Annotated in this window: 21 protein-coding genes; 6 read left to right on the top strand and 15 right to left on the bottom strand. The window is 74.7% G+C overall.

Going from position 1 to position 24,100, the window contains the following annotated elements:
- Positions 1-141 precede the first annotated feature (141 nt).
- The 3 genes from RMN57_RS17260 to mug all read left to right on the top strand — a co-directional run bounded on the left by RMN57_RS17260 (position 142) and on the right by mug (position 3,129).
- Positions 142-1,221 carry an aminopeptidase P family protein gene (locus RMN57_RS17260; protein ID WP_313767861.1) on the top strand — a complete coding sequence of 360 codons (1,080 nt, stop codon included), beginning with the start codon at positions 142-144 and terminating at the stop codon, positions 1,219-1,221.
- A 161-nt stretch (positions 1,222-1,382) separates the two neighbouring features.
- On the top strand, positions 1,383-2,612 hold the full coding sequence (locus tag RMN57_RS17265; RefSeq protein ID WP_313764252.1) for a phosphatase PAP2 family protein: 1,230 nt from the start codon (positions 1,383-1,385) through the stop codon (positions 2,610-2,612).
- The gene (mug, locus tag RMN57_RS17270) at positions 2,572-3,129 is read left to right on the top strand and encodes a G/U mismatch-specific DNA glycosylase (RefSeq protein ID WP_313764253.1); all 558 of its coding nucleotides are present in this window, start codon (positions 2,572-2,574) and stop codon (positions 3,127-3,129) included. Before RMN57_RS17265 ends, mug begins: the two co-directional genes overlap by 41 nt.
- Positions 3,130-3,227: 98 nt before the next feature.
- On the opposite strand, the gene RMN57_RS17275 is transcribed toward mug, so the two are convergent.
- Together RMN57_RS17275 and RMN57_RS17280 are read right to left on the bottom strand one after the other, a co-directional pair.
- Complete coding sequence (locus RMN57_RS17275; RefSeq protein ID WP_313767862.1) at positions 3,228-3,860, bottom strand: response regulator transcription factor; 633 nt, start codon at positions 3,858-3,860, stop codon at positions 3,228-3,230.
- 137 nt (positions 3,861-3,997) lie between these two features.
- A complete protein-coding gene (locus tag RMN57_RS17280) occupies positions 3,998-5,356 on the bottom strand; it encodes a sensor domain-containing protein (RefSeq protein ID WP_313764254.1) in 1,359 nt (452 codons plus the stop codon).
- Between the two features lie 341 nt (positions 5,357-5,697).
- Here RMN57_RS17280 and RMN57_RS17285 point away from each other — a divergent pair, with 341 nt between their 5' ends.
- A complete protein-coding gene (locus RMN57_RS17285) occupies positions 5,698-7,731 on the top strand; it encodes an FtsX-like permease family protein (protein ID WP_313764255.1) in 2,034 nt (677 codons plus the stop codon).
- Between the two features lie 229 nt (positions 7,732-7,960).
- On the opposite strand, the gene RMN57_RS17290 is transcribed toward RMN57_RS17285, so the two are convergent.
- From RMN57_RS17290 to ctaD, 4 genes are all read right to left on the bottom strand, one after another.
- The gene (locus tag RMN57_RS17290) at positions 7,961-8,362 is read right to left on the bottom strand and encodes a YccF domain-containing protein (protein WP_313764256.1); all 402 of its coding nucleotides are present in this window, start codon (positions 8,360-8,362) and stop codon (positions 7,961-7,963) included.
- Positions 8,363-8,499: 137 nt separating this feature from the next.
- Positions 8,500-9,495 (bottom strand): M56 family metallopeptidase, encoded by a 996-nt coding sequence (locus RMN57_RS17295; protein WP_313764257.1) that lies wholly within the window; start codon positions 9,493-9,495, stop codon positions 8,500-8,502.
- Between the two features lie 3 nt (positions 9,496-9,498).
- Positions 9,499-9,924, bottom strand: coding sequence for a BlaI/MecI/CopY family transcriptional regulator (locus tag RMN57_RS17300; protein ID WP_313764258.1), 426 nt, complete (start codon positions 9,922-9,924; stop codon positions 9,499-9,501).
- Between the two features lie 139 nt (positions 9,925-10,063).
- Positions 10,064-11,722, bottom strand: a complete 1,659-nt coding sequence (gene ctaD, locus RMN57_RS17305) for a cytochrome c oxidase subunit I (protein WP_313767863.1) — start codon at positions 11,720-11,722, stop codon at positions 10,064-10,066.
- 336 nt (positions 11,723-12,058) lie between these two features.
- On the opposite strand from ctaD, the gene RMN57_RS17310 reads away from it, so the two are divergent.
- Positions 12,059-12,523: a hypothetical protein gene (locus tag RMN57_RS17310; RefSeq protein WP_313764259.1), complete on the top strand. Its 465-nt coding sequence runs from the start codon at positions 12,059-12,061 to the stop codon at positions 12,521-12,523.
- 140 nt (positions 12,524-12,663) lie between these two features.
- Here the strand turns inward: RMN57_RS17310 and RMN57_RS17315 are convergent, their stop codons facing one another.
- On the bottom strand, positions 12,664-13,638 hold the full coding sequence (locus RMN57_RS17315; protein ID WP_313764260.1) for a DMT family transporter: 975 nt from the start codon (positions 13,636-13,638) through the stop codon (positions 12,664-12,666).
- Here RMN57_RS17315 and RMN57_RS17320 point away from each other — a divergent pair.
- Positions 13,637-15,097: a PLP-dependent aminotransferase family protein gene (locus RMN57_RS17320; protein ID WP_313764261.1), complete on the top strand. Its 1,461-nt coding sequence runs from the start codon at positions 13,637-13,639 to the stop codon at positions 15,095-15,097. The genes RMN57_RS17315 and RMN57_RS17320 overlap by 2 nt on opposite strands.
- Positions 15,098-15,127: 30 nt before the next feature.
- Here RMN57_RS17320 and htpX read toward each other — a convergent pair whose 3' ends face one another.
- The 8 genes from htpX to RMN57_RS17360 form a co-directional block, all read right to left on the bottom strand.
- Entirely contained in the window at positions 15,128-15,991 is an 864-nt protein-coding gene (htpX, locus tag RMN57_RS17325; RefSeq protein WP_313764262.1) for a zinc metalloprotease HtpX, read from the bottom strand.
- 158 nt (positions 15,992-16,149) lie between these two features.
- On the bottom strand, positions 16,150-17,751 hold the full coding sequence (locus RMN57_RS17330) for an NADH-quinone oxidoreductase subunit N (protein WP_313764263.1): 1,602 nt from the start codon (positions 17,749-17,751) through the stop codon (positions 16,150-16,152).
- Between the two features lie 2 nt (positions 17,752-17,753).
- Positions 17,754-19,334, bottom strand: coding sequence for an NADH-quinone oxidoreductase subunit M (locus RMN57_RS17335; RefSeq protein WP_313764264.1), 1,581 nt, complete (start codon positions 19,332-19,334; stop codon positions 17,754-17,756).
- A gap of 81 nt (positions 19,335-19,415) precedes the next feature.
- Positions 19,416-21,464 (bottom strand): NADH-quinone oxidoreductase subunit L, encoded by a 2,049-nt coding sequence (locus RMN57_RS17340; RefSeq protein WP_313764265.1) that lies wholly within the window; start codon positions 21,462-21,464, stop codon positions 19,416-19,418.
- Positions 21,461-21,829: an NADH-quinone oxidoreductase subunit NuoK gene (gene nuoK / locus RMN57_RS17345; protein ID WP_313764266.1), complete on the bottom strand. Its 369-nt coding sequence runs from the start codon at positions 21,827-21,829 to the stop codon at positions 21,461-21,463. Before nuoK ends, RMN57_RS17340 begins: the two co-directional genes overlap by 4 nt.
- Positions 21,829-22,581, bottom strand: coding sequence for an NADH-quinone oxidoreductase subunit J (locus RMN57_RS17350; protein ID WP_313764267.1), 753 nt, complete (start codon positions 22,579-22,581; stop codon positions 21,829-21,831). The genes nuoK and RMN57_RS17350 overlap by 1 nt, the downstream gene beginning before the upstream one ends.
- Positions 22,578-23,150 carry an NADH-quinone oxidoreductase subunit I gene (locus tag RMN57_RS17355; protein ID WP_313764268.1) on the bottom strand — a complete coding sequence of 191 codons (573 nt, stop codon included), beginning with the start codon at positions 23,148-23,150 and terminating at the stop codon, positions 22,578-22,580. The genes RMN57_RS17350 and RMN57_RS17355 overlap by 4 nt, the downstream gene beginning before the upstream one ends.
- Positions 23,147-24,100: an NADH-quinone oxidoreductase subunit H gene (locus RMN57_RS17360; RefSeq protein ID WP_380234374.1), complete on the bottom strand. Its 954-nt coding sequence runs from the start codon at positions 24,098-24,100 to the stop codon at positions 23,147-23,149. Before RMN57_RS17360 ends, RMN57_RS17355 begins: the two co-directional genes overlap by 4 nt.

The following is a 24,100-nucleotide window of genomic DNA, read 5'->3' on the forward strand; positions in this document are numbered from 1 at the left end:
GCGCGCGGTGGATCCGTCGCGCGCCGCCGGACCGGGTCGCCGGACGCCCGAGAACAGTGCCCACCCCGAGACGCTGCCGATCCAGGAAGGCGGGAGACACCCGTGCCACGACCGTTCACCACCGAGGACTACACCGCCCGGATGGCCCGGGCCGCCGCCGACGCCACCGCCGCCGGGCTCACCGGCCTGGTCGTCGCCCCCGGCCCCGACCTGGTCTACCTCTGCGGCTACCAGCCCACCGCGATCACCGAGCGACTGACCGCGCTCGTCCTCACCGCCGGGCGCGAGCCCGCCCTGATCGTCCCCAAGCTGGAGCGCCCGGACGCCGAGAAGGCCCCCGGCGCCCCCGCCGTCCGGCTGGTCGACTGGACCGACGGCGACGACCCGTACGCCGCCGCCGTCCCGCTGCTCGAACCCGCCGGCCGGTACGGCATCTCCGACAACGCCTGGGCCATGCACCTGCTCGGCTTCCAGGCCGCCCTCGCCGGCACCGGCTGGACGTCACTCACCGAGGCCCTGCCGATGCTGCGCGGGGTCAAGGACGGCGACGAGCTGGAGCGCCTGGCCGCGGCCGGCGGCGCCGCCGACGCCGCGTACCGGGGGATCCTGGAGGTCCGGTTCGCCGGCCGGCGGGAGACCGACGTGGCCGCCGACCTCAGCGCGCTGCTCATCCAGTACGGGCACAGCCAGGTCGACTTCACCGTGGTCGGCTCCGGCCCCAACGGCGCCAACCCGCACCACGAGGCCGGCGACCGGGTCATCCGGCCCGGCGACACCGTGGTGCTGGACTTCGGCGGCCTCAAGGACGGCTACGGCTCGGACACCACCCGGACGGTGCACGTCGGGACGGACGTCCCGGACGAGGTCCGGAAGGTCCACGGCATCGTCCGGCGGGCGCAGCAGACCGCGTTCGAGGCCGTCCGGCCCGGCGTGAGCTGCCAGGAGATCGACCGGATCGCCCGCCGGGTGATCACCGAGGCCGGCTACGGCGAGTACTTCATCCACCGCACCGGCCACGGCATCGGCATCACCACCCACGAGCCGCCGTACCTGGTCGAGGGCGAGGAGCGGCCGCTCGTCCCGGGCATGTGCTTCTCGATCGAGCCCGGCATCTACCTGCCGGGGCGGTTCGGCGTGCGGATCGAGGACATCGTGACGGTGACCGAGAACGGCGGGCGACGGCTCAACAACACCCCTCACGAGCTGGGCATCGTCGCGTAGGGCCGCACGATCGCGTAGGGCGGCACGGCCGCGCGGGGCGGCCGGTCCGGCGTTCCCACCGGCCCGCGGTTACGCCGACCGGCGGCTTTCTGAGCCTTTGCTGGGCGCCGGGCCGTTCGCGTAGAGAGTCCTCAAAGAATGCCTTGCTAGCTTCGACCGGCATGACCAAACTGCTCCGCCCGGCACCGCTCCCACCCGAGCGGGCCGGGCGGCTGCGTCCGGTGAACCGGCCCCGGCCGGGTGCGCCTGCCGGCGCCCTGTCCCGACTCCGGCTGCTGGCGTGGCCGCTCTACTTCCTCGCCCTGCTCTGGTACCTGCGCGCGTACGGGCTGCCGTACGCCAACGACGTGGTGTTCTGCTGGCTCATCGGCGCGCTGCTGGCCGCCGCCGTGCACAGCGGCCACGGGCCGCGCGGCTTCCTGCTCGTCCTGCGTGACTGGGTCCCGGTGATGGCCGCCGTCTGGGCGTACTCGCTGCTGCGCGGCTACGGCGCGCACACCCCGTGGGCACCGCACTGGCGGCCGCAGCTGCGCGCCGACGAACTGCTCGGCTTCGGCGAGACCTGGACCGTCCGGCTCCAGTACGGGCTCTACACCCCCGGCTCGCCGCGCTGGTACGACTACGCGGCGGTCACCGTCTACCTGTCGCACTTCTTCGTGGTCTTCGTGGTGCTGGCCGTGCTCTGGCGGCGGCGCCACGACCGGTTCCGCCGGCTGCTCACCTGCTACCTCGCCCTCACCTTCGCCGGCTTCGCGACGTACCTGCTGTACCCCGCCGACCCGCCCTGGCTCACCGCCCAGGAGGGGAACATGCCAGCGCTCACCCGGGTGGTGTCGGACGTCCTCGTCCAGAGCGGGCTGCCACGGGCCGGCTCGATCTTCGAGAACGGCAGCCGGTTCGCCAACGACGTCGCCGCGATGCCCTCGCTGCACTCCGCCTACCCGGCGATGCTGCTGTTCTTCTTCTGGCCGACGGCGACGCGCCGGATGCGGGTGGTGCTCGTCGCCTACCCGCTCGCGATGGCGTTCACCCTGGTCTACGGGGCCGAGCACTTCATCGTCGACATCTTCGCGGGCTGGGCGTACGCGGCGGCCGTCGTGTACGGGCTGCGGTGGCTGCGGGAGCGGCGCCACGCACGGCTGCGGGCCGCCGTCCCCGGGGTCCCGGCCGGATCCGGCGCCCCGGCGGCCCCCGGCAACCCGGCGGTGGGCGTGGGCCGGGCAGACTGGGCGGGTGACCGACAAGCCCGCGAAGCACGCCGAGTCCCCGCGTCCGGCGAAGTCCACGAAGTCCACGAAACCCACGGCGACCACGGCATCGGCGAGGTCGGCGAAGTCCGCGACGCCGGCGGTGGCGAAGCCGACGGCCGAGCAGCTGCTGGCCGCCCGTGACACCACCATCCCGGACATCGTCGCGCCCGGCCTGGACGTGCTCTTCTGCGGCATCAACCCGGGTCTCTGGTCCGGCGCCACCGGCCACCACTTCGCCCGCCCCGGGAACCGCTTCTGGCCGGCGCTGCACCGCTCCGGTTTCACCCCGCACCAGCTGCGCCCGGACGAGCAGCGCGAGCTGCTCGCCCTCGGCCTCGGCATCACCAACGTCGCCCCGCGTGCCACCGCCAAGGCCGACGAGCTGTCGGCCGACGAACTGCGCGAGGGCGGCGCCGCGCTGACCGAACGGGTGCTGCGGCTGCGTCCGCGCGTCCTGGCCGTCCTCGGCATCGGCGCCTACCGCACGGCGTTCGGGCGGCGGACGGCCGCGATCGGACGCCAGCCGGACGGCATCGGGACGACGGAGGTCTGGGTCCTGCCCAACCCGAGCGGCCTCAACGCGCACTACACCCTGGACGGGCTGGCGGCCGAGTTCCGTCGGCTGCGGGAGGCCGTGGAGCAGCCGACGGCGGAGTAGCGGCGGAGCGGCCGGCGCTCCGCCGTTCAACCGCTCGACCGTTCAACCGCTCAACCGCTCAACCGCTCGACCATTCGCCCGGTCAGGCGCTCAGGCGCTCAGGCGCGCAGGAACTCCAGCACGGCCAGCACCCGGCGGTGGGTCTCCTCGGCCGGGGGCAGGTCCAGCTTCATCAGGATGTTGCCGATGTGCTTGCCCACGGCGGCGTCCGACACCGCCAACTCCCGGCAGATCGACGCGTTGGAGCGGCCCTCCGCCATCAGCGCCAGCACCTCGCGCTCGCGCGGGGTCAGCCGCTCCAGCGGGTCCCGGCGGCGGCGCAGCAGTTGGCGCACCACCTCCGGGTCGACCACCGTGCCGCCGGCCGCCACCGTGCCGACCGCGGCCGTGAACTGCTCGATCTGGCCGATCCGGTCCTTCAGCAGGTACCCGACGCCGGATCCGTCCCCGGAGTCCAACAGCTCGGCCGCGTAGGAGCGCTGGACGTACTGGCTGAGCACCAGGACGGGCAGGCCGGGGCGCTCCGCCCGCAGGGCGACGGCCGCCCGCAGGCCCTCGTCGGTCTGGCCCGGGGGCATCCGGACATCGGTGATGACCAGGTCCGGCCCGTGCTCGACGACCGCCGTGCGCAGCGCGTCCGCGTCGCCGACGGCGGCGACCACCCGGTGGCCGAACCGGCCCAGCAGGCCGATCAGGCCCTCGCGCAGCAGGACACCGTCCTCGGCGAGCACGATGCGCAGGCCCGGGCTCCCGGCCGGGGGGTAGCTCCGCGGCGCCTCCACCGGGGGCGGCCCGGGCACCGGCATCCCGGGCACCGGCGGCCCGGGCACCGGCGTCCCCGCCGCGTCCGTGTCCGTGTCCGTGTCGGTCAGGGGCTGATCGGGGTGCAAGGGATCTCCACGCGCAACAGGGTCGGGCCACCGGGCGGACTGCTCAGCGCCAGTCTGCCGTCCACGACGGCCACCCGGTCGGCCAGGCCGGTCAGTCCGGTGCCGGCGGCCGGGTCGGCGCCGCCGCAGCCGTCGTCCGTGACCTCGATGGTCAACCGCCCACCGGCGTAGCGGGCTTCGACGCCGGCCGAGCCGGCACCGCTGTGCTTGGCGATGTTGGCGAGCGCCTCGGAGACGGCGAAGTAGCCCGCCGACTCGACCGGCGCGGGCAGGCGTCCGGGCAGGTCGAACCGGGTGGTGACGGGGATCGGTGAGCGGTCGGCGACGTCCGCGCAGGCGTCCGGGAGGCCGCGGTCGGCGAGCACCCGGGGGTGGATGCCGTTGATCAACTCACGTAGCTCGGAGAGTACTTCGCCCGCCTGCCGGTGCGCCTCGGCGAGCCGGTCGGCGAGCGGGCCGCCCGGCTCGGCGTCCAACCGGGCCAGGCCGAGCGTCATCGTGAGGGCGACCAGGCGCTGCTGGGCGCCGTCGTGCAGGTCCCGCTCGACCCGGCGGCGCTCCGCCTCGAACGCATCCACCAACCGGGCACGGGAGTTGACCAGTTCACCGATCCGCTCCTCCTGCGCGCCGGGCCCGAGCACCATCCGGACCAGGGCCGCCCGGCCGGCCGCCACCACCGTCAACGGGTAGGCCAGCAACGGGAGCAGGGCGATCCCGGCCGCTCCGAGGAGCGCGGCGGTCGCCGGGGAGTGCACCTGCCACAGCTTCAGCACGTTCACCTGCTCGCCGTCCAGCAGCAGGAGCGGCAGGGCGGCGAGCAGGTGGCCGGGGACGACGAGGGCGCAGCCGGCCACGACCAGGTCGATCGGCCAGAGGACGACGGCCGCCAGCACCGTGAAGCCGAGTTCGCGCCAGGTCGCCTGCTCGCGGAAGCGGAGGCGGAGCCAGGCCGGAAGGCCGGGACGGTCCGGCACCAGGTGCGGGTCGGGCACGCGAGTGCCGTCCAACAGCCGCAACAGCCGCCGCTCCCACGCCGCGTACGGCACCCCCACGAGGGCCAGGGCCGCGAGCAGCGGCAGGCCGACCAGCAGCGCCGCCAGGGCCCCGGCGGCCACGCCGGCCACCAGCAGCAGCGCGCAGAGCAGCAGCCCGGCCGAGCCGCTCACCAGCAGATAGGCCGCGGCGCGCCAGGGCGCCCGGGACCGCAGGAAGCCCGGCCGGGCCGACTCGCCGCGGAGGCGCCGTGCCCGGCCGCCGCCGACCCCGACGGCCCCCGCCGGGCTGTCGTTCGCCCGGCTCTCCGCCGGGCGCCCGCCCCGCTCGCCCATCTCCCGCATCCCGTTCCCCCCTTGGGCCCACCACCCGTAGGCCCGCCACCCGTCCAGCCACCCGTCCGGCCACCCTAAGCAGCCCCGTCCCGGCCGTCGGTAGGGCTGGCCCCACCCTCCCGGAGCGGGCCGAGGGCCCCGCCCCGCCCCGGACGCCCGGACCGCCCCGCCCCGCCCGCCCGGAGCAGGAAGTCGGACCGCCCGGAGCAGGAAGTCGGACCGGCCGACTTCCCGCGCCACACCCTCCCCCGGACGACGCCTGAGGGATCTGCGGGGTAGGGACCGCCCTACCCCGCGGGGTGGGTCCCGGGCTGCTGACCCGAGCCGGGAACGCCGGTTGGCTGGCGGGCATGAGGATGCTGCGAATCGCGCTCGGATCACTGAAGGCCCGCTGGGCCTCGCTCCTCGGGGCGTTCACCGCGCTCGCCCTCGGGGTGGCGATGACGTCGGTGATGCTGCTCGGGCTGGCCTCCGCCGTCGGGGCGCCCGGCGGGGAGGAGCTGGTCTCGCTGGTGGCCGCACTCGGGACGGCGGGCGGGGTGAGCGCGTTCGTCTCGGCGTTCGTCGTCGCGTCGACGTTCTCCTACGCCGTGGCCCGGCGCCGCCGCGAGCTGGGCCTGCTCCGGCTGGCGGGCGCCACCCCGGCGCAGGTGCGGCGGACCGTCCTCGCCGAGGCGCTGCTCCTGGGCGCCGCCGCCTCCGCCGCGGGCTGCGCGCTCGGGCGGCTCGGCGCTCCCGTGCTGGTCCGGTGGCTGGGCGAGGTCGGTATGGCACCGGCCGGGTTCGCTCTTCGCGACGCCGCCTGGCCGCTGCCGTGCGCCTTCTGGACCGGCCTGCTGGTGGCGCTGGCCGGTGTCGCGGCGGCGGCCCGCCGGGCCGGCCGGGTCGGCCCGCTGGACGCCCTGCGCGCCGCCGACCTCGACTCCGGGGCGATGACCGCCGGCCGCCTCCTCTGGGGTCTGGGACTGCTGCTGACCGCCGCCGTCCTGACCGCGGTCGCGCTCGCCACCGGCCCCGCCGACCTGTTGCACCGCAAGACCTACACCACCCGGCCGATGCTGCTGATCTCCGCCTGCGGGCTGCTCGCGCCGGTCCTCACCCGCCCGCTGGTCCACCTGCTGGGGCGGCTGCCGCTCGGCCGGCTCCGGTCCCGGCCCGCCCGGTCGGCCGCGTTCGCGGCCCGGCTGGTGCGGGGGAACGCCGCGGCGGCGGTCCGCCGGACGGGGGCGGTGGCGGCACCGGTCCTGATGGCGGTGGCGCTGACCGGTTCGCTGGCCGGGGCGCTGGACACGGTGGGTGCGGCCCGCACCGCCGAGGCGGCCGCGCGGACCGCGGCCGATCTGGTGATCGTGCCCGCCGCGGCGCCCGCAAGACCGGCCCCGGCCGGCGACGGATCCACCGCGGCGGCCGAAGGACCGGCGCCGGCGAGCGCCGGACCCGCCGCAGCGCCCGCGGGGCCGGCCCCGGCGACCGGGCGGCTCGTCGAGGCCCTGCGCGCCGTGCCCGGGACGGCGGGCGTCTCCCCCACCGCGCCCACCCGGCTGGCCCTGGTCGAGCCGGACGGCACCACCGTCCCGACCGAGGCCAGGGCGGCCGATCCGGCCGGGCTGGTCGCCCTCGGCCGGCTGCCCGTCCGGGCCGGCTCGCCCGCCGACCTCGCCGACGACGCCATCGTGCTCCCCGCCGAATGGGGCCGGACGACGGTCGGCGAGCCGGTCCCGGTGATCCGCGCCGACGGCAGCCGGACCACGCTCCGGGTGGCCGCAGTCCTGCGCGACGGTGTCGGCGACAACGGCCTGTACGTGACGGCGCGCAACGCCCCCGGCGCCCGGGTCGACCGGATCGAGGTCCGGCTCACCCCCGGCACCGGCCCTGCGCAGCGGGCCGCCACGACCGCGCAGCTCCGCGAGGCCGCGCGGCCGTACGGCGCGACGGTGCTCACCCGGGACGGCTGGCTCGCGGCGACCTCCCCGTCCAACGGGCGGATCGCCTGGCTGCGCACCGTCCTGGTGCTCGGCCTCGCCCTGCTGTACACCGGCATCGCGCTCGCCAACACCCTGCTGACGTCCACCGCCGACCGTCGCCGCGAACTGGCCCTGCTCCGCCTGGCGGGCGCCACCCGGGCGCAGGTGGTGCGGCTGGTGACCGCCGAGTCGGCACTGGTGGCGATCGTCGGCGCCGTCCTCGGCTGTCTCGTCACCGCCGTCCAACTGGGCGTGATGCGCGCCGGGTTGGCCGCGCTCGGAGCGCCGGCGCCGTGGACCGTGCCGTGGCGGCCGATGGGCGCGGTGGCGGCGGCCTGCGTCCTGGTCGCGGCGGCCTGCGCGGCCCCGGCGGCGGCCTGGGCGCTGCGGCACCGGCCGGTCGCGGCCGCCGCCCGCTGACGGCAGGCCCGCTCCGCGGACGCGCCGACCTCCGCCCCTGCACGGCGCGTTGGCCGACGCCCGACCGGGGAGAGACCGTCGTCCGGGGCTTCGAGCACGTGGTGGACGCGTTCCTCGGCATGCTCCGCGGCGCCAACACCGGCAAGATGATCGTCCAGCTCGCCGAGGCCCCCTGACCGGTCCGCCCGCGGGCGGTGCCGGGGCCGCGGCACCGACCCCGGCGGCCGGCTCAGCCCCAGCCGAAGCGCTCGTCGGTCGACACCACCTCGCGGCCGAGCGGCATCAGGGAGATCGGGATCATCTTGAGGTTGGCCCAGCCGAACGGGATCCCGATGATCGACAGGAACAGCGGAATGCTGGTCGCGATGTGCGCCAGCGCCAGCCACCACCCGGCGAAGACCATCCAGATCACGTTGCCCACGCAGGACGGCGCCCCGGCGTCCGACCGCTCCACGGTCGTCCGGCCGAACGGCCAGATCACGAAGCCGGCGATCCGGAAGGCCGCGATGCCGAACGGGATGGTGATGATCAGGATGAAGCAGATGATGCCCGCGACCGCGTAGGCGATCGCCATCCAGATGCCGCAGAAGATCAGCCAGATCACGTTCAGGATCACTTCGAGGACCTTCATGGCGAGCACCCTCTCGCGGTGGACATCCGGTACTTGGTACCGATCATCCCCGCCCGGGGGCGTATCCACTCGGTGGGGGGACCCCGCGTCGGCCCGGCGGGGTGAACCGGGCCGGACCGGCCGGCGCCGGTCCGCTCCTACAGCGGGGTGACGGCCTTCAGGACCAGCAGCAGGGCCACCGCCGCGTTGACCGCGCAGAGCGCCGAGGCCGCCGTCCCGATCGCCGCCACCATGGCGGCGACGCCCGCCCGGGTGTGGGCCGGGGGCCAGTTCCGCGCGGCCGGCACCGGGCCGAGCAGCGCGGCCACCCTCCGCGGCACCGGCCCGGGGGCGGCGAAGGCGGCGAACCCCGGCACCGGCGCCCGGTGCGAGACCAGCGCGGCGCGGGCCACCGCCCGGGCCGTGACCCGCCGGTCGCCCACCGCCTGCGCCGACTCCTCGTCCGCCCAGCGCTCCGCGCTGTACGCCACCGCCTGCTGCAGCGGCCGCAGGAACGGGTTGACGCAGCCGGCGAGCTGCGTGGCCAGCAGGTAGCGGTGGTGCCGGTGCTCCAGGTGCGCCCGCTCGTGGGCGAGCAGTGCCGCCCGCTCGTCGGCGGCCAGGCCGGCCAGCATTCCGGTGGAGACCACCACCCACCCGGGCGAGCCGGGCAGCGCGTACGCGTACGGGCTCGCGTCCGGCAGCACGGCCACGTCGTCGGCGCCCGGTGCACCTGCGCCGGCAGCCCCCGTGCCGCCCGCGCCGCCCACACCACCCGCGCCGCCCACGACGCGGCGGCCCAGCGCCCGGCGCGCCCGGGCCCGGACCCGCAGGTGCCGGACGACCGTCCGCAGACAGGCCGCGGCCACCGCGGCCAGCAGGCAGATCGCCGCCGTCCCGACCGTCTCGTGGTACGGCAGCGCCGCCCGGACCTCCGGGTCGGACCAGCTGTCCGGCAGCGGGTTGCCCGGGAGCTGGGCCGTGCCCACCACTCCGGTCAGCCCCAGGCAGACCGCACTGCACAGCGCCATCACCGCGCCGATCGAGGTCAGCAGCCGGGCCGCGCCGCGCGGGTGCAGGTGCTGCTCGGCGAGGCGGGCGATCGGGACCGCCGTCAGCGGCAGGAAGAGCGGGAGGAAGACGAAGACGCCCACGGGTCAGCTCTCACGGTCGGCCACTGCCGGGTCGGCGGACGCGCTGTCCAGCAGGGCCCGCAGCAGCTCCTCGTCGTGCGGCAGCAGGGCGGTGACGAAGCTGGCCAGCACGGCGTCCCGGTCGGGCTCGCCGTCCAGGACGCGCCGCATCCGCAGCGCCGCGAGGCCGGCCGCGTCGGAGGCGGCCTGCCAGAGGTAGGAGCGGCCGGAGCGGGTCCGGGAGACGGCGTTCTTGGCGTGCAGCCGGGAGAGGATGGTGATCACCGTGGTGTAGGCGAGCCCGCCGTCCAGGTGCTCCTGCACCCAGCCGGCCGTGGCCGGACCGGGCGCGCGCTGGAGCACCGCCAGCACCTGGGCCTCCAGTTCGCCCTGGCCGCGCCGCCGGCCCCGCAGGTCCCCTGCCGCCGGGGCGTTGGTCTCCTCTGCCATGGCGGCCATCCTAACGAGCGCCCCGAGAGAGCCCGGAGGCCGCCCGGGGAGCGCCCGGCCCACCGCGCCGCCGCCCGGACCGGGTGGTTCGCGGCCGCTCCGCCGGCGTCCGCCGGCGTCCGAAGCCGCTCCGCCGCGCTCAGACCAGCGGTTCGCGGGCGTTCTGACGCCGGTCCAGCTCGGCGATGTCGGGGTGGTGCAGGTCGAAGGCCGGCGACTCCGAGCGGACCCTCGGCAGGGTGGTGAAGTTGTGCCGCGGCGGCGGGCAGGAGGTGGCCCACTCCAGCGAACGCCCGTACCCCCAGGGGTCGTCCACCGTCACCTTCGCGCCGTACCGGGCGGTGTACCAGACGTTGTACAGGAACGGCAGCGTGGAGAGCCCCAGCAGGAACGAGCCGATGCTGGAGACGGTGTTCAGCGTGGTGAAGCCGTCCGAGGCGAGGTAGTCGGCGTACCGCCGCGGCATCCCCTCGGCGCCCAGCCAGTGCTGCACCAGGAAGGTCGCGTGGAAGCCGACGAACAGCGTCCAGAAGTGCACCCGGCCGAGCCGCTCGTCCAGCATCCGCCCCGTCATCTTCGGCCACCAGAAGTGGAACCCGGCGAACATCGCGAAGACGACCGTCCCGAACACCACGTAGTGGAAGTGCGCCACCACGAAGTACGAGTCCGAGACGTGGAAGTCGATCGGCGGCGCGGCCAGCAGCACGCCCGTCAGACCGCCGAACAGGAAGGTGACCAGGAAGCCCACCGTCCAGAGCATCGGGGTCTCGAAGCTCAGCGAACCGCGCCACATGGTGCCGATCCAGTTGAAGAACTTCACCCCGGTCGGCACCGCGATCAGCATCGTCATGATCGAGAAGAACGGCAGCAGCACCTGCCCGGTGACGAACATGTGGTGCGCCCAGACCGTGATCGACAGACCGGTGATGGTGATGGTCGCCGCGATCAGGCCGGAGTAGCCGAAGACCGGCTTGCGGCTGAAGACCGGGATCACCTCGGTGATGATGCCGAAGAACGGCAGCGCGATGATGTACACCTCCGGGTGCCCGAAGAACCAGAACAGGTGCTGCCAGAGCATCGCGCCCCCGTTGGCGGCGTCGAAGACGTGCGAGCCGAACCTGCGGTCCGACTCCAGGCAGAGCAGCGCGGCCGCGAGTACCGGGAAGGCGAACAGCACCAGCACGGCGGTGAGCAGGACGTTCCAGACGAAGATCGGCATCCGGAACAGGGTCATCCCGGGGGCGCGGAAGCAGACGATCGTGGTGATGAAGTTGACCGAGCCCAGGATGGTGCCGAAGCCGGAGAAGGCCAGGCCCATGATCCAGAGGTCGGCGCCGAGGCCCGGGCTGTACTCGGCGCTGTTGAGCGGCGCGTAGGCGAACCAGCCGAAGTCGGCCGCCCCGTCCGGGGTGAGGAAGCCGTAGACCGCGATCAGCGAGCCGAACAGGTAGAGCCAGTAGGCGAGCGCGTTCAGCCGGGGGAAGGCCACGTCCGGCGCGCCGAGTTGCAGCGGCATGATCCAGTTGGCGAAGCCGGCGAACAGCGGCGTCGCGAACATCAGCAGCATGATCGTGCCGTGCATGGTGAAGAGCTGGTTGTACTGCACGTTGTCGAGCAGTTGCATCCCCGGGCGGGCCAGTTCGATCCGGATCAGCATCGCCATCAGCCCGCCGACCAGGAAGAACAGGAACGAAGTGGTGATGTAGAGGGTGCCGATCCGCTTGTGGTCGGTGGTGGTCAGCCAGCCCACCAGGGCCCGGCCGCGGCGGCGGCGCGCGGCGGCCAGGAAACGGGCCAGCCGCGGAGTGCGCGGCGGGCGCGCGGCCTCCTCCACGACGTCCTTCGGCAGAAGAGTCACGCGGCGCGCCTTCCGTGCTCGGGGCCGGGCGGCGGCCCCCGCCGAGGCGGGCGGACCGGGCCCGGACAGTGGTCGCACAACCACTACCAGCCCCCGTTCGCGCGCTCCGGCGGCGCGCGAAGCCCGTCACCCGAACAGGTGCGACCGATTGCCCGCCACCCGGGTTCGGCGGACGGTCGAAGTCCGAACGCCTTTCCGTACGCCGGTTCGGGCCCTCGGCGCGTCGCGACCGTGCGCCGCACCGCCGGCCCCGGCGCACGGCCCAGGAGGAGTCCCATGAGCAGCGCGTCGCCCACCCCCGACCAGCCCCCGCCCTGGCGCTCCGGCACCGGGCAGCCACCGCCGCCGACCTCGGTCAACCAGTTCAGCGAATGGGCACCCGGGCTGGTGATCTTCGCCGGTGTCCTGATGCTGATCAACGGCTTCTTCGAGGCCTTCCGCGGCATCATGGCGATCGCCGACGACGACGTCTTCCTCACCACGCCGCGCTACGTCTTCCGCTTCGACCTCACCGGGTGGGGCTGGGTCCACGTCATCACCGGCGCGGTGGTCGCACTGGTCGGCGGCTTCCTCCTCGCGGGCGCCCGCTGGGCCCGATGGGCCGCCGTCGTCGTCGTCTCGCTGAGCGCCCTGGAGAACTTCCTCGATCTCCCCTACTACCCGTTCTGGTCGATCATCGTGATCGCGGCGGACGTCTTCATCATCTGGGCGCTCTGCGTGTACCGCCCCGAACGCACCTGACCGTCCGCCGTGCCCCTTCCGGCCCGCCACCGTTGCCGAGCCGGACGGCCGGACCGCCGAACGGCCGGACCACCGGACCACCGGACCACCGCCGCGCCCCTACCCGATGCCCGGTACGGGCGCGGCGGGCCGTCCCGGCCTCAGCTGCGGGCGCGCTGGGTGACCGCGATGCAGACCAGCACCACCACCGCCGTGACCGGCGCCGCCGCCGGCAGGTCCTCGCCCAGCAGGAGCACCGACCAGACCAGCGTCAGCAGCGGCTGCGCCAGCTGGAGCTGACTGGCCTTCGGCACCCCGATCGCCGCCATCCCCCGGTACCAGACCACGAACCCGCCGAACTGCGAGACCACCGCCGTGTACGCCAGCCCGGCCAGCGCCTTCGCACCCGGGTGGGCCGGCTCCGCGGGCAGCGCCAACGCGGTGGTCACCACCGTGACCGGCAGCGCCGCGACCACCGCCCAACCGATCACCTGCCAGCCCGGCAGCTCCCGCGAGATCCGCCCGCCCTCCGCGTACCCGGCCGCGCAGATCAGCAGGGCGGCGAACAGGTAGAGGTCCGCGACGGTCGGCCGGCCGTGGCTCTGCATCAGGGTGAACACCAGCACGGCCGCCGCCCCCGTCAGCGCAGCGCCCCAGAACGCCCGGGACGGACGCCGGCCGGTCCGCAGCGCCGCGACCGAGGCGGTGGCGACCGGCAGCACCCCGATGACGACGGCCGAGTGCGCCGTCGAGGAGGTCCGCAGGGCCAGGGTGGTGAGCAGCGGGAAGCCCAGCACGCACCCGGCCGAGACCACCAGCAGCCCGGGCCAGTGGCGGCGTTCGGGGACCGGCACGCGGGCGGCCGCCAGGCAGACCGCGGCGAGCAGCCCGGCCAGGACGCCGCGCAGCCCGGTCGCCGTCCACGGGCCGAAGCCGGTCAGGGCCCAGGCGGTGGCCGGGAAGCTGAACGAGAAGGAGAGCACCCCGAACCCCGCCAGCACGGTGCCGGAGCTTCCGAGGGAACGGGTGCGGTCGGAGGAGCCGGTGCGGCCGCGGGCAGCGCGGGCACCGGGGGCGGACGCCGGCCGCTCGGGTGCTATCGCCAGGGACTGAGTAGCGCTATCTTGTGCCGTCATGAACGAGCGTAGCAGCGTCACCGAACTCGCCGACATCCTTCGACGGGAAGTGGAGCGCTATCCAGAGGGACGGAAGCTGCCGTCCAGCCGGGCGCTGGTCGAACGCCACCAGGTCAGCCCGGTGACGGTCTCCCGTGCGATCGCCGTGCTGGCCGCCGAGGGTCTGGTGGTCTCCCGGCCGGGCGCCGGGGTCTTCCGCGCCGCGGCCTTCGCCCCGCCCGCCGCGCCCGCCACCGCCCCACCGCCCGGACGCTCCGGCGACCTCTCCTGGCAGGAGGTGGCGCTGAGCGCCGACGCCGGCCCGCGCACCCCCTCGGCGGAGCCGCTGCTCGCCACCCTGAACGTCCCCGCGCCCGGGGTCGTCGACCTCACCGGCGGATACCCGCACGCCTCGCTGCTGCCGGAGCGTCTGCTGGCCGCCGCACTGGCCCGGGCCGGACGGCGCCCCGGTGCCTGGGACCGCCCGCCGGTCGAGGGGCTGCCCGAGCTGCGCGGCTGGTTCGCCCGGGACATCGGCGGCAACGGCGGGCCGCTCGACGCGGGCGACGTGCTGATCACCGCCGGCGGGCAGAGCGCGCTCACCATCGCCCTGCGCTCGCTGGTCGCCCCGGGCGCCGCAGTCCTGGTGGAGTCCCCGACCTACCCCGGGACCCTGGCCGCCGCGCGGGCCGCCGGACTCCGGGTGGTGCCGGTCCCGGTCGACGCGGACGGCGTGCGCACCGACCTGCTGGCGGCGGCCTTCGACGCCACCCGGGCCAGGCTCTTCGTCTGCCAGCCGCTGTTCCAGAACCCGACCGGCGCAGTGCTCTCCGCCGAGCGGCGGGCGGAGGTGCTGCGGATCGCCCGGACCGCCGGCGCCTTCGTGGTCGAGGACGACTTCGCCCGCCGTCTGGCGCACTCCGACTCCCCCGCGCTGCCCCGCCCGCTCGCCGCGGACGACCCGGACGGCGTGGTGGTCCACCTGCGCTCGCTCACCAAGGCGGCCTCGCCCAACCTCCGGGTCGGCGCGCTCACCGCCCGCGGCCCCGCCCGTCAGCGGCTGCGGGCCACCCAGGTGGTGGACAGCTTCTTCGTCTCCCGGCCGCTCCAGGAGGCCGCGCTGGAGCTGGTCGCCGACCCCGGCTGGGCCCGCCACCTGCGCACCCTGGGCGCCGAGCTGCGCGACCGCCGCACCGCCACCATCGCCGCGCTCCGCCGCGAGCTGCCCGGTCTGCTCGGCGCGTACCGGCCGGGCGGCTACCACCTCTGGCTCCGGCTGCCCGACGGCACCGACGAGACGGCGCTCACCGCCGCCGCGCTCCGGGCCGGCGTCCTGGTCGCCCCCGGCCGCCCCTACTACGCGGCCGAGCCGCCGGCCCCGCACCTGCGCCTGAGCTACGCCGGGGTGGACAGCCCCGCGCACGCCGTCGAGGGCGTCCACCGGCTGCGCCGGGCGTACGACGAGGCCGCCGCCGGCTGAGCCCGGAACCGACGCCCCGGGCCGCGGTGCTCAGCGCCGGTGGCCCGCCAACTGCTCCAGGCGGGCGATCCGCTCCGCCATCGGCGGGTGCGTCGAGAACAGCCGGGCACCGGCCTCGCCCGGCCGGAACGGGCTGGCGATCATCATGTGGCTGGCCGTCTGCAGCTGCGGCTCGGGCGGCAGCGGCAGCTGCCGGGTGCCGGCCTCCAGCTTCCGCAGCGCGCTCGCCAGGGCGAGCGGGTCCCCGGTGATCCGGGCGCCGTCGGCGTCGGCCTGGTACTCGCGCGAGCGGCTGACGGCCAGCTGGATCAGTGAGGCCGCGAGCGGCCCGAGGATCAGGATCGCGAGCGTCCCGAACAGGCCGGGTCCGTCCTCGTCCTCGCTGCGCCCGAACGGGATCAGCCAGGCGAAGTTCACCAGGAACATCACCACCGAGGCGAGCGCCCCGGCGACCGAGGAGATCAGGATGTCCCGGTTGTAGACGTGGCTCAGCTCGTGCCCGATCACGCCCCGCAGCTCGCGCTCGTCCAGCAGCTGCAGGATGCCGTCGGTGCAGCAGACCGCCGCGTTGCGCGGGTTGCGGCCGGTGGCGAAGGCGTTCGGCGCCGGGGTGGGCGAGATGTAGAGCCGCGGCATCGGCTGCCGGGCCGAGGTGGAGAGCTCGCGGACGATCCGGTACAGCCGGGGCGCCTCGATCTCGCTCACCGGCCGGGCCCGCATCGCGCGCAGGGCGAGCTTGTCGCTGTTCCAGTACGCGTAGGCGTTGGTCCCGAGGGCGACCACCAGGGCGATCACGAAGCCGGTGCGGCCGAAGAAGCTGCCGATCAGCAGGATCAGTGCCGAGAGGCCGCCGAGCAGTGCGGCGGTCCTCAGTCCGTTGTGCCGGCGGTGCACGGCAGGCCCTCCAATGGTGCGGTGGGGAAGCCCTCTCTGCCTCGTCCCTCTGCCCGCTCAACGGGCGGGGCCGTGGGCCCGGTTCCCTTGTGACCTCCGCCTGTGACCACCGCCGCACCCGCCCTGGCCGGCCGGGGCGGGCCCGGCCGGCGGGAGGGTCAGAACAGGGTGCCGCCCACCACCTGGAGGACGAGCTCCGGGGCCACCGAGAGCACCACGGCCGCGGAGGCGGTGAGCCCCAGCGTGGCCGCCAGCGGGACCGGCAGCCGGCGCTCGGTGACAGCCTCGCCGACCGGCTCCCCGGCCGCCACCGGAGCGAACAGCCGCGCCGTCCAGAGCAGGTAGTAGTAGAGCGCGACGACCACGTTGACGGCCATCACCACGGCCAGCCAGCCCAGCCCGGCGTCGACCGCGGCGCGGAACACCACGACCTTGCCGAAGAGGCCGATCACGCCCGGCGGCAGGCCGGCCAGGCAGAGCAGGAAGAAGGCGAGCGCCAGGGCGGTCCAGCGGCGGCGGGCGAACAGGCCGCGGAAGTCGTCGACGCTGGTCCCGGCCCGGCGGCCGACGGCGGCGACCACGCCGAAGGCGCCCAGGTTCACCACGCCGTAGATCAGCGCGTACGCCGCGGTGGCGCCCAGCGGGTCGGTGCCGGTGGGCGCGTAGCCGGCGGCGGCCAGCGGGACCAGCAGGTAGCCGGCCTGGCCGACCGAGGACCAGGCGAGCAGCCGGACGGCGCTGTACCGGGTGTCGAACCGCTGGCGCAGCGCGCCCACGTTGCCGACCGTCATGGTGGCGGCGGCCAGCACCGCGAGCACCAGGCCCCAGGTGTGCGCGTACGGCCGGAAGGCGATCACGGTGACCAGCGCCAGGCCGGAGAGGCCGGCCGCCTTGCCGACCACCGAGAGGTAGCCGGCCACCGGCAGCGGGGCGCCCGTGTAGGTGTCGGGCACCCAGAAGTGGAACGGGACGGCGGCGACCTTGAAGGCGAAGCCGACCAGGGTGAGCACCGCGCCGACCTCGGCCAGCGGCTTCAGCTGGGCCGGCGCGTGCGCCAGGCCCTCGGCCACCGCGCCCAGGTGGAGGCTGCCGGAGGCGGCGTAGACGAACCCGACGCCGAGCAGCATCACGGCGGTCGCGGTTACGGAGGTGAGGAAGAACTTGAGCGCCGCCTCGGCGCCCCGGCCGTCCCGGCGCAGCGCGACCAGCGCGAAGGCCGGCAGCGAGGCCACCTCCAGGGCGATCACCAGGGTGGCGAGGTCGCGGGAGGCGGGCAGCAGGGCGGCGCCGGTGGCGCTGGAGAGCAGCAGGAACCAGTACTCGCCGCCGGGCAGCTTCTCGTCCTCGACGGTGTGCACCGAGAGCAGCGCGGCGATCAGCGCACCGCCGAGCGCGAGCAGCTGGAAGACCAGGGCGAAGTGGTCGGCGACGTACGAGCAGCCGGCGTTGTCAGTGGCGCCTGTTACGTTCTGCGCACAGAAGGTCGCCCGGGGTGACCCTCCGGTGAGCGGGAGGAGCGAGATGAGCGCGAGGGCGAGTCCGGCCGCGGTGAGCAGACCGAGGAGCTTCTTGTGGCGCTCGGGCAGGAAGAGATCGGTGACCAGCACGGCGAGGGCGGCCACGGCGGCGATCAGCGGGGGCGCGATCGCCACCCAGTCCACGGACTGGATCAGGCTGCCCGGATTGGCTACGGCGAGGGAGGTCACAGTGTGCTGCCCCGTGGAGTGAGGTCCGAGTGCGGCGAGCTGGGGTCCGAGCATGCTCAGCCACCCCCGAGGAGGAGCTTGACGGCGGGTTCGGAGAGGCTCAGCAGGAGCGCGGGCCAGAGTCCGGCCAGCAGGGTGAGCGCGGCCAGCGGCGTCCAGCTGACCGCCTCGTACGGGCGCAGGTCGGCGAGCTCGGCCACCGGGGCCGGCTGCTTCGGGTCGCCCATGCAGACGCGCTTGACCACGACCAGCAGGTACGCGGCGGTGAGGAGGGTGCCGAGGCCGGCCAGGACCATGTAGGTGAGGAACGCGGGGCGCGAGAGGCCGTCGGCCGGGTCGAACGCGCCGAACATCGCGAGCAGCTCGCCCCAGAAGCCGGCCAGGCCGGGCAGGCCGAGGCTGGCGACGGCGGCGAAGGCGAGCAGGGCGCCGATCCGCGGGGCCCGCCCGTAGAGGGCGCCGCCGGTGGAGCCGGCCAGGGTGTCGAGGTCCGCCGTGCCGTAGCGGTCCTTGAGCGCGCCCACCAGGAAGAAGAGCAGACCGGTGATCAGGCCGTGGGCGATGTTGGCGAACAGTGCGCCGTTGACGCCCACCGTGGTGAGGGAGGCGATGCCCAGCAGGACGAAGCCCATGTGGCCGACGGAGGAGTACGCGATCAGGCGCTTGAGGTCGCCCTTGGCGCCGGGGCGCGCGAGCGCGAGGCAGGCCAGCGAGCCGTAGACGATGCCGACGGCGGCGAACGCGCCCAGGTAGGGGGCGAGCGTCGTGGTGCCGTCCGGCACGACCGGGAGGAGGACGCGGACCAGACCGTACGTACCCATCTTCAGCAGCACGCCGGCGAGCAGCACGGAGCCGACGGTCGGGGCCGCCGTGTGCGCGTCCGGGAGCCAGCTGTGCAGCGGCCAGGCGGGGGCCTTGACCGCGAGGCCGACCATGATCGCCAGCGCGGCCGTCACCTGGGTGGTGTGGCTCAGGCCGTTGCCGTGCGCGGCGGCCAGGGCCTGCATGTCGAAGGTGCCCGCCTTGCTGCCGACCAGCAGGAAACCGAGCAGCATCACGGCCGAGCCGAGCAGGGTGTAGAGGATGAACCGGTTGGCGGCCGGCACCTTCGCCCCGCTCCCCCAGCGGGCGATCAGGAAGTACATCGGGATCAGCACGATCTCGAAGGCCAGGAAGAAGAGCAGGAGGTCCAGCACCGCGAAGGTGGCGAGCATGCCCACTTCGAGGAGGAGGAACAGCCCGACGAAGGACTGCGCCGACGGACGGCCCGCACCGGGGGCGCCACCGGGGGCGCCGCCCGAGGGCGGCCGCCGCTCCGAGTAGAGCGCGCAGAGGAAGGTGAGCAGCGAGGTCAGCACGATCAGCGGGAGCGAGACGCCGTCCACGCCGAGGTGGAACCGGACGCCGATGGCCGGGATCCAGGACACGTCCGTGGTGGCCTGCATCCGGGCGGGCTCGTCGTGGTCGAAGCCGGCCGCCAGCACGACGGTCAGCACGAGCACGGCGCCGGTGACGACGCTGTTCAGCCGGAGCGCGCGCCGGTCGGCGGCGGCCGCGTCGGCACCGAACACCGGCGCCAGGGTCAGCGCGGCGCCGGCCAGCGGCAGCAGCAGGAGGGCGATGAGGACTGCGTTCATCGGAGGCTCCTACGGGCGGTACGGGCGGTTCGGGCGGCGGTGGACATCGGGCGGACCGGCGGGGCGGGGTAGGGCATCCGGTTACACCGCCACCAGGACGGCCAGCAGGACGACGCCGGCGAGCAGGGCGCTGAGGTAGGTCTGCGCGTTGCCGGTCTGCGCGAGCCGGACGGCCCGGCCGAGCAGGTTGGCGCCGAGCCCGCTGCCGCGCACGTAGGTCTCGATGACCTCGCGGTCGAGGAAGCGGACCAGCTGCGCGGCGGCGGCCACCGGGCGGACGAACAGCGCGCTGTAGAGCCGGTCGACGCCGAAACCGTGCCGGGCCGGACCGAACAGCGGGCCGAGCAGGGCGCGCCCGGGGTCGCCGATGATCACCTCGGCGGCCGGGGCTCCGGCCTGTTCGGGCACCCGGCCCGCCTCGGCCGGCTCGGGGCGGCCGGCCGCGACCCGCGCGGTGGCGGAGCGCCAGGCCCCGTACGCCAGCAGCGCGCCGATCACGGCGAGGCCGGTGCCGATCACCGCGGTGACGGGCGAGGGGCGCAGCGAGCCGCCGTCCAGCAGCGCGGGCAGCCAGCCGGAGCGCAGGCCGAGCACCCCGAGGCCCATGGTGGGGACGGCCAGCACCCAGAGCGGCCAGCGCATCGCGGGCGGCTCCGCGGTGGCCGGGTCGGCCTCGTCCACCTCGGGCGAGTACGGCGCGTCGGCCTCGTGGTCCGGCCGGCCGGCCGCGGGGGCGGCGGCCGCGACGGCGGCGACGGCCGCCACCGGGGTGTGGAAGGTGATCAGGAACATCCGGGCCGCGTAGGCCGCGGTGAGCAGTGCGGTGAGCCCGGCCGAGACCAGCACGATCCAGCCGGCCGCCTCGGGGACGGCCGAGGCCGGGCCGAGGCCGTTGGTCAGCGCGTCGCCGTCGGCGGCGTGCTCGGCCGCGGTCAGCACCGCCTCCTTGCTGAAGAAGCCGGAGAACGGCGGGAGCCCGATCAGGGCGGCCAGCGCGATGCCCATCGTCCAGTAGGCGTCCGGGACGCGCTTGCGCAGCCCGGGGATCCTGGACATCGCGGAGATCGAGTTGGTGTGCGCGGCGTGGATCACCACACCGGCGGCGAGGAACAGCAGCGCCTTGAAGACGCCGTGGGTGACCAGGTGGAAGACGGACGCCTCGCGGTCGCCGCTGGCCAGCGCGCCGGCCATGTAGCCGAGCTGGCCGACGGTCGAGTAGGCGAGCACCCGCTTCAGGTCGTCCTGGGCGAGTGCGCAGAGCGCCGAGCCGATCATCGTCACGGCGGCCATGACCGCCAGTACGACCAGCGCCGCCCCGGAGAGCAGGAAGACCGGCAGCAGCCGGGCCACCAGGTAGATGCCGGCCGCAACCATGGTGGCGGCGTGGATCAGCGCGGAGACCGGCGTCGGGCCGGCCATCGCGTCCGGGAGCCAGGTGTGCAGCGGGAACTGCGCGCTCTTGCCGGCGACCCCGGCGAGCAGCAGCAGCGCGGTCAGCGTCGGGTGGCCGAGCCGGCCGTCGGTGGCGGCGGCCAGCACGTCCGGGATCCGGAAGCTGCCGGCGTCGGCGCCGAGCAGGAAGATGCCGAACAGGAACGGCACGTCGCCGAGCTTGGTGACCAGGAAGGCCTTCAGCGAGGCCGAGCGGGCGTCGGCGGTCTCCCAGTGGTGGCCGATCAGGAAGTACGAGCAGATGCCCATGACCTCCCAGCCGACCAGCAGCACGATCAGGTCGCCCGAGTAGACGACCAGGAACATCGCCGCGGTGAAGAGCGAGACCAGCGCCGCGTACGAGGGGTAGCGCGGGTCGCCCTTGAGGTAGGCGGTCGAGTAGACCTGCACGCAGGTGGCGACCAGGCCGACCAGGACGGAGATCAGCGAGCTGTAGCCGTCCAGGTAGAAGCCCAGCGAGATCTCGGGGCCGCCGGTCGGGGTGAGCCGGGTGGCGGCGTCCAGGACCTGGCCGGTGCCGAGCTGGAGCGCGACCACCAGGGCGAGCACGGCCGAGGCGGCGACCGGCACGATCGCCAGCGGCTTGGCCAGCCCGGGCGCCCTCTTGCCGGTGGCCAGGGTGGCGGCGGCACCGATCGCGGGCAGCGCGGGGACGAGGGCGGGCAGGGCGAGGTTCATGCGGCGGCCTGGCCCTTCAGCGCCTCGGCTCCGGTCGGCGCCTCCTCGGCGGTCTCGGCCGGGTCGCCGAGCTCGGTGGCCCGGTCGACGTCCGCGGTGCCCCGGGCCCGGAACAGCAGCAGGACGATGGCGAGCCCGAGACCGATCTCGGCGGCGGCGATGGTGATGGTGAACAGGGTGAGCGCCTGGCCGGCGTGCAGGGAGTCCCGCAGCCAGACGTCGAAGGCGACGAGGTTCAGGTTGACGGCGTTGAGCATCAGCTCGACGGACATCAGCACCAGGATGATGTTCCGCCGGGCGAGCACGCCGTAGACGCCGACGCTGAACAGCAGCACGGCGAGCACGACGGGGTAGGCGAGGTGCATCAGCTCTCCTCCGCCGGGGTGGTCCCGGACGCGGCGGCAGCGGCGGCCGGGGCAGCGGCGGCGGCCTTCGACGTGTCGGCAGCGGCGGCGGCCTTCGGCTCCGCGGCCCGCGGCGCGGTGGCGGCGACCGTCCCGTTGCCGCCCACCGGCCGGCCGGCCCGGATCCGGCCCGCCCGGGGCGGCGGCACCCGCCGCTTGGCCCCGCGGGACAGCACGATCGCGCCGATCAGCGCCGCCAGCAGCAGCACCGAGAGCGCCTCGAACGGCAGCACCCAGGTCCGGAAGAGGCTGGTCCCGGTCACCGCGGCCGAGCCGCCGCCGGCGCCGAGGTCGATCCAGGACTTCCGGAAGGCGTCCACGACCAGGGTCACCAGGGTGCCGGCCGAGGCCAGCGCGACCACCAGGGCGACCCAGCGGTTCTTCGAGTCGGCGTCCGGCGAGCGCCCGATCGGCGCCTTGGTCAGCATCAGCCCGAACAGCACCAGTACGACCACCGACCCGAGGTAGATCAGCACCTGCACCCAGGCGATGAACTCGGCGGTGAGCAGCAGGAACTCCACCGCCAGCCCGCCGAGCGCGGCGACCAGCCAGAGCGCGGCGTGCACCAGCTGCTTGGTGGTGACGGCGACCACGGCGGAGCCGAGCACCGCGATGCCGACCAGCAGGAAGACGATCTCGGCCCCGGTCGGGGAGAGGAACGAACGGGCGGCCGGGTCCAGCGACCCGGTCGCGGCGATCAGGGCGGCACTCACTCGGCGTCCTCCTTCCCGTCCGACTCCTCCGACGCGGCGGCCGCGGCGGCGGCTGCCGCCAGCTTGTCCGCCGCCTTACGCGCGGTGGCGATCTCCTTGGGCTCCTCGGCCCCCGGGTCCAGCGCCGGCGGCGCCGGCACCGTCCACATCCACTCGCGGAGCTTCTCCCGCTCGTGGGTCAGCTCCAGGATGTCCGTCTCCGCGTACTCGAACTCCGGCGACCAGAACAGCGCGTCGAACGGGCACACCTCGATGCAGATCCCGCAGTACATGCAGAGCGAGAAGTCGATGGCGAACCGGTCCAGCACGTTGCGGGTGCGGGCGCGGGCGTTCGGGTCGGCGGCCGGCAGCGTCTCCTTGTGGGAGTCGATGTAGATGCACCAGTCCGGGCACTCACGGGCGCAGAGCATGCAGACCGTGCAGTTCTCCTCCAGCAGCGCGATGACGCCGCGCGAGCGCGGCGGCAGCACCGGCTGCACGTCGGGGTACTGCGCGGTGACGCTCTTCCTCGTCATCGTCCGCAGGGTGACGGCCAGGCCCTTGGCCAGGCCGGAGCCGGGGAAGGTCATGAGATCGCCACCTTGATGACGCCGGTGAGGGCGAGCTGGACGAGGGCGAGCGGGATCAGCACGGTCCAGGCGAACTTCATCAGCTGGTCCTCACGCAGGCGCGGGTAGGTGACCCGCAGCCAGATGACGACGAAGGCCAGCGCGAAGGTCTTCAGGACGGTCCAGAGCCAGCCGAGCTGGTCCGGCAGCGGGCCGTGCCAGCCGCCCAGGAACAGCACCGCGGTCAGCCCGGACACCACCAGGATGCCCGCGTACTCGGAGAGCAGGAAGAACGCGAAGCGCAGGCCGGTGTACTCGGTGTACGCGCCGAAGATGATCTCGGAGTCGGCCACCGGCATGTCGAACGGCGGGCGCTGCAGCTCGGCCAGGCCGGCGGTGAAGAACACGAACGCGCCGATGAGCTGCCACGGGAGCCAGTACCACTCCCAGGCGTCCATGATCCCGGGCAGCGAGAGAGTGCCTGCGGCCATCGCCACGGAGGCGGCGGCGAGCACCATCGGCAGCTCGTAGGACATCAGCTGCGCGGCCGTGCGCAGACCGCCGAGCAGCGAGAACTTGTTCGCCGAGGCCCAGCCGGCCATCAGCTTGCCGATCACGCCGACGCCCATCACGGCCAGTACGAAGAACAGGCCGGCGTCGACCGCCTGTCCGACGAAGCCGTCCGGGCCGACCGGGATCGCCAGCAGGACGAACAGGTACGGCAGCAGCGAGACGGCCGGGGCGACCTGGAAGATCCGGCGGTCCGCGCCGGCCGGGACGATGTCCTCCTTCTGCGCGAACTTCACCCCGTCCGCGATCAGCTGGGCCCAGCCGTGGAAGCCGCCGGCGTACATCGGGCCGAGCCGGCCCTGCATGTGCGCCATCACCTTGTGCTCGGTCTGGCCGATGATCAGGGGGAAGGTGAGGAAGACGACGAGCGTGGCGGCGCAGCGCAGCAACGTGTCGAGCAG

The sequence above is a fragment of the Kitasatospora sp. CM 4170 genome (genome assembly GCF_032110285.1).
Lineage (GTDB): Bacteria > Actinomycetota > Actinomycetes > Streptomycetales > Streptomycetaceae > Kitasatospora > Kitasatospora aburaviensis.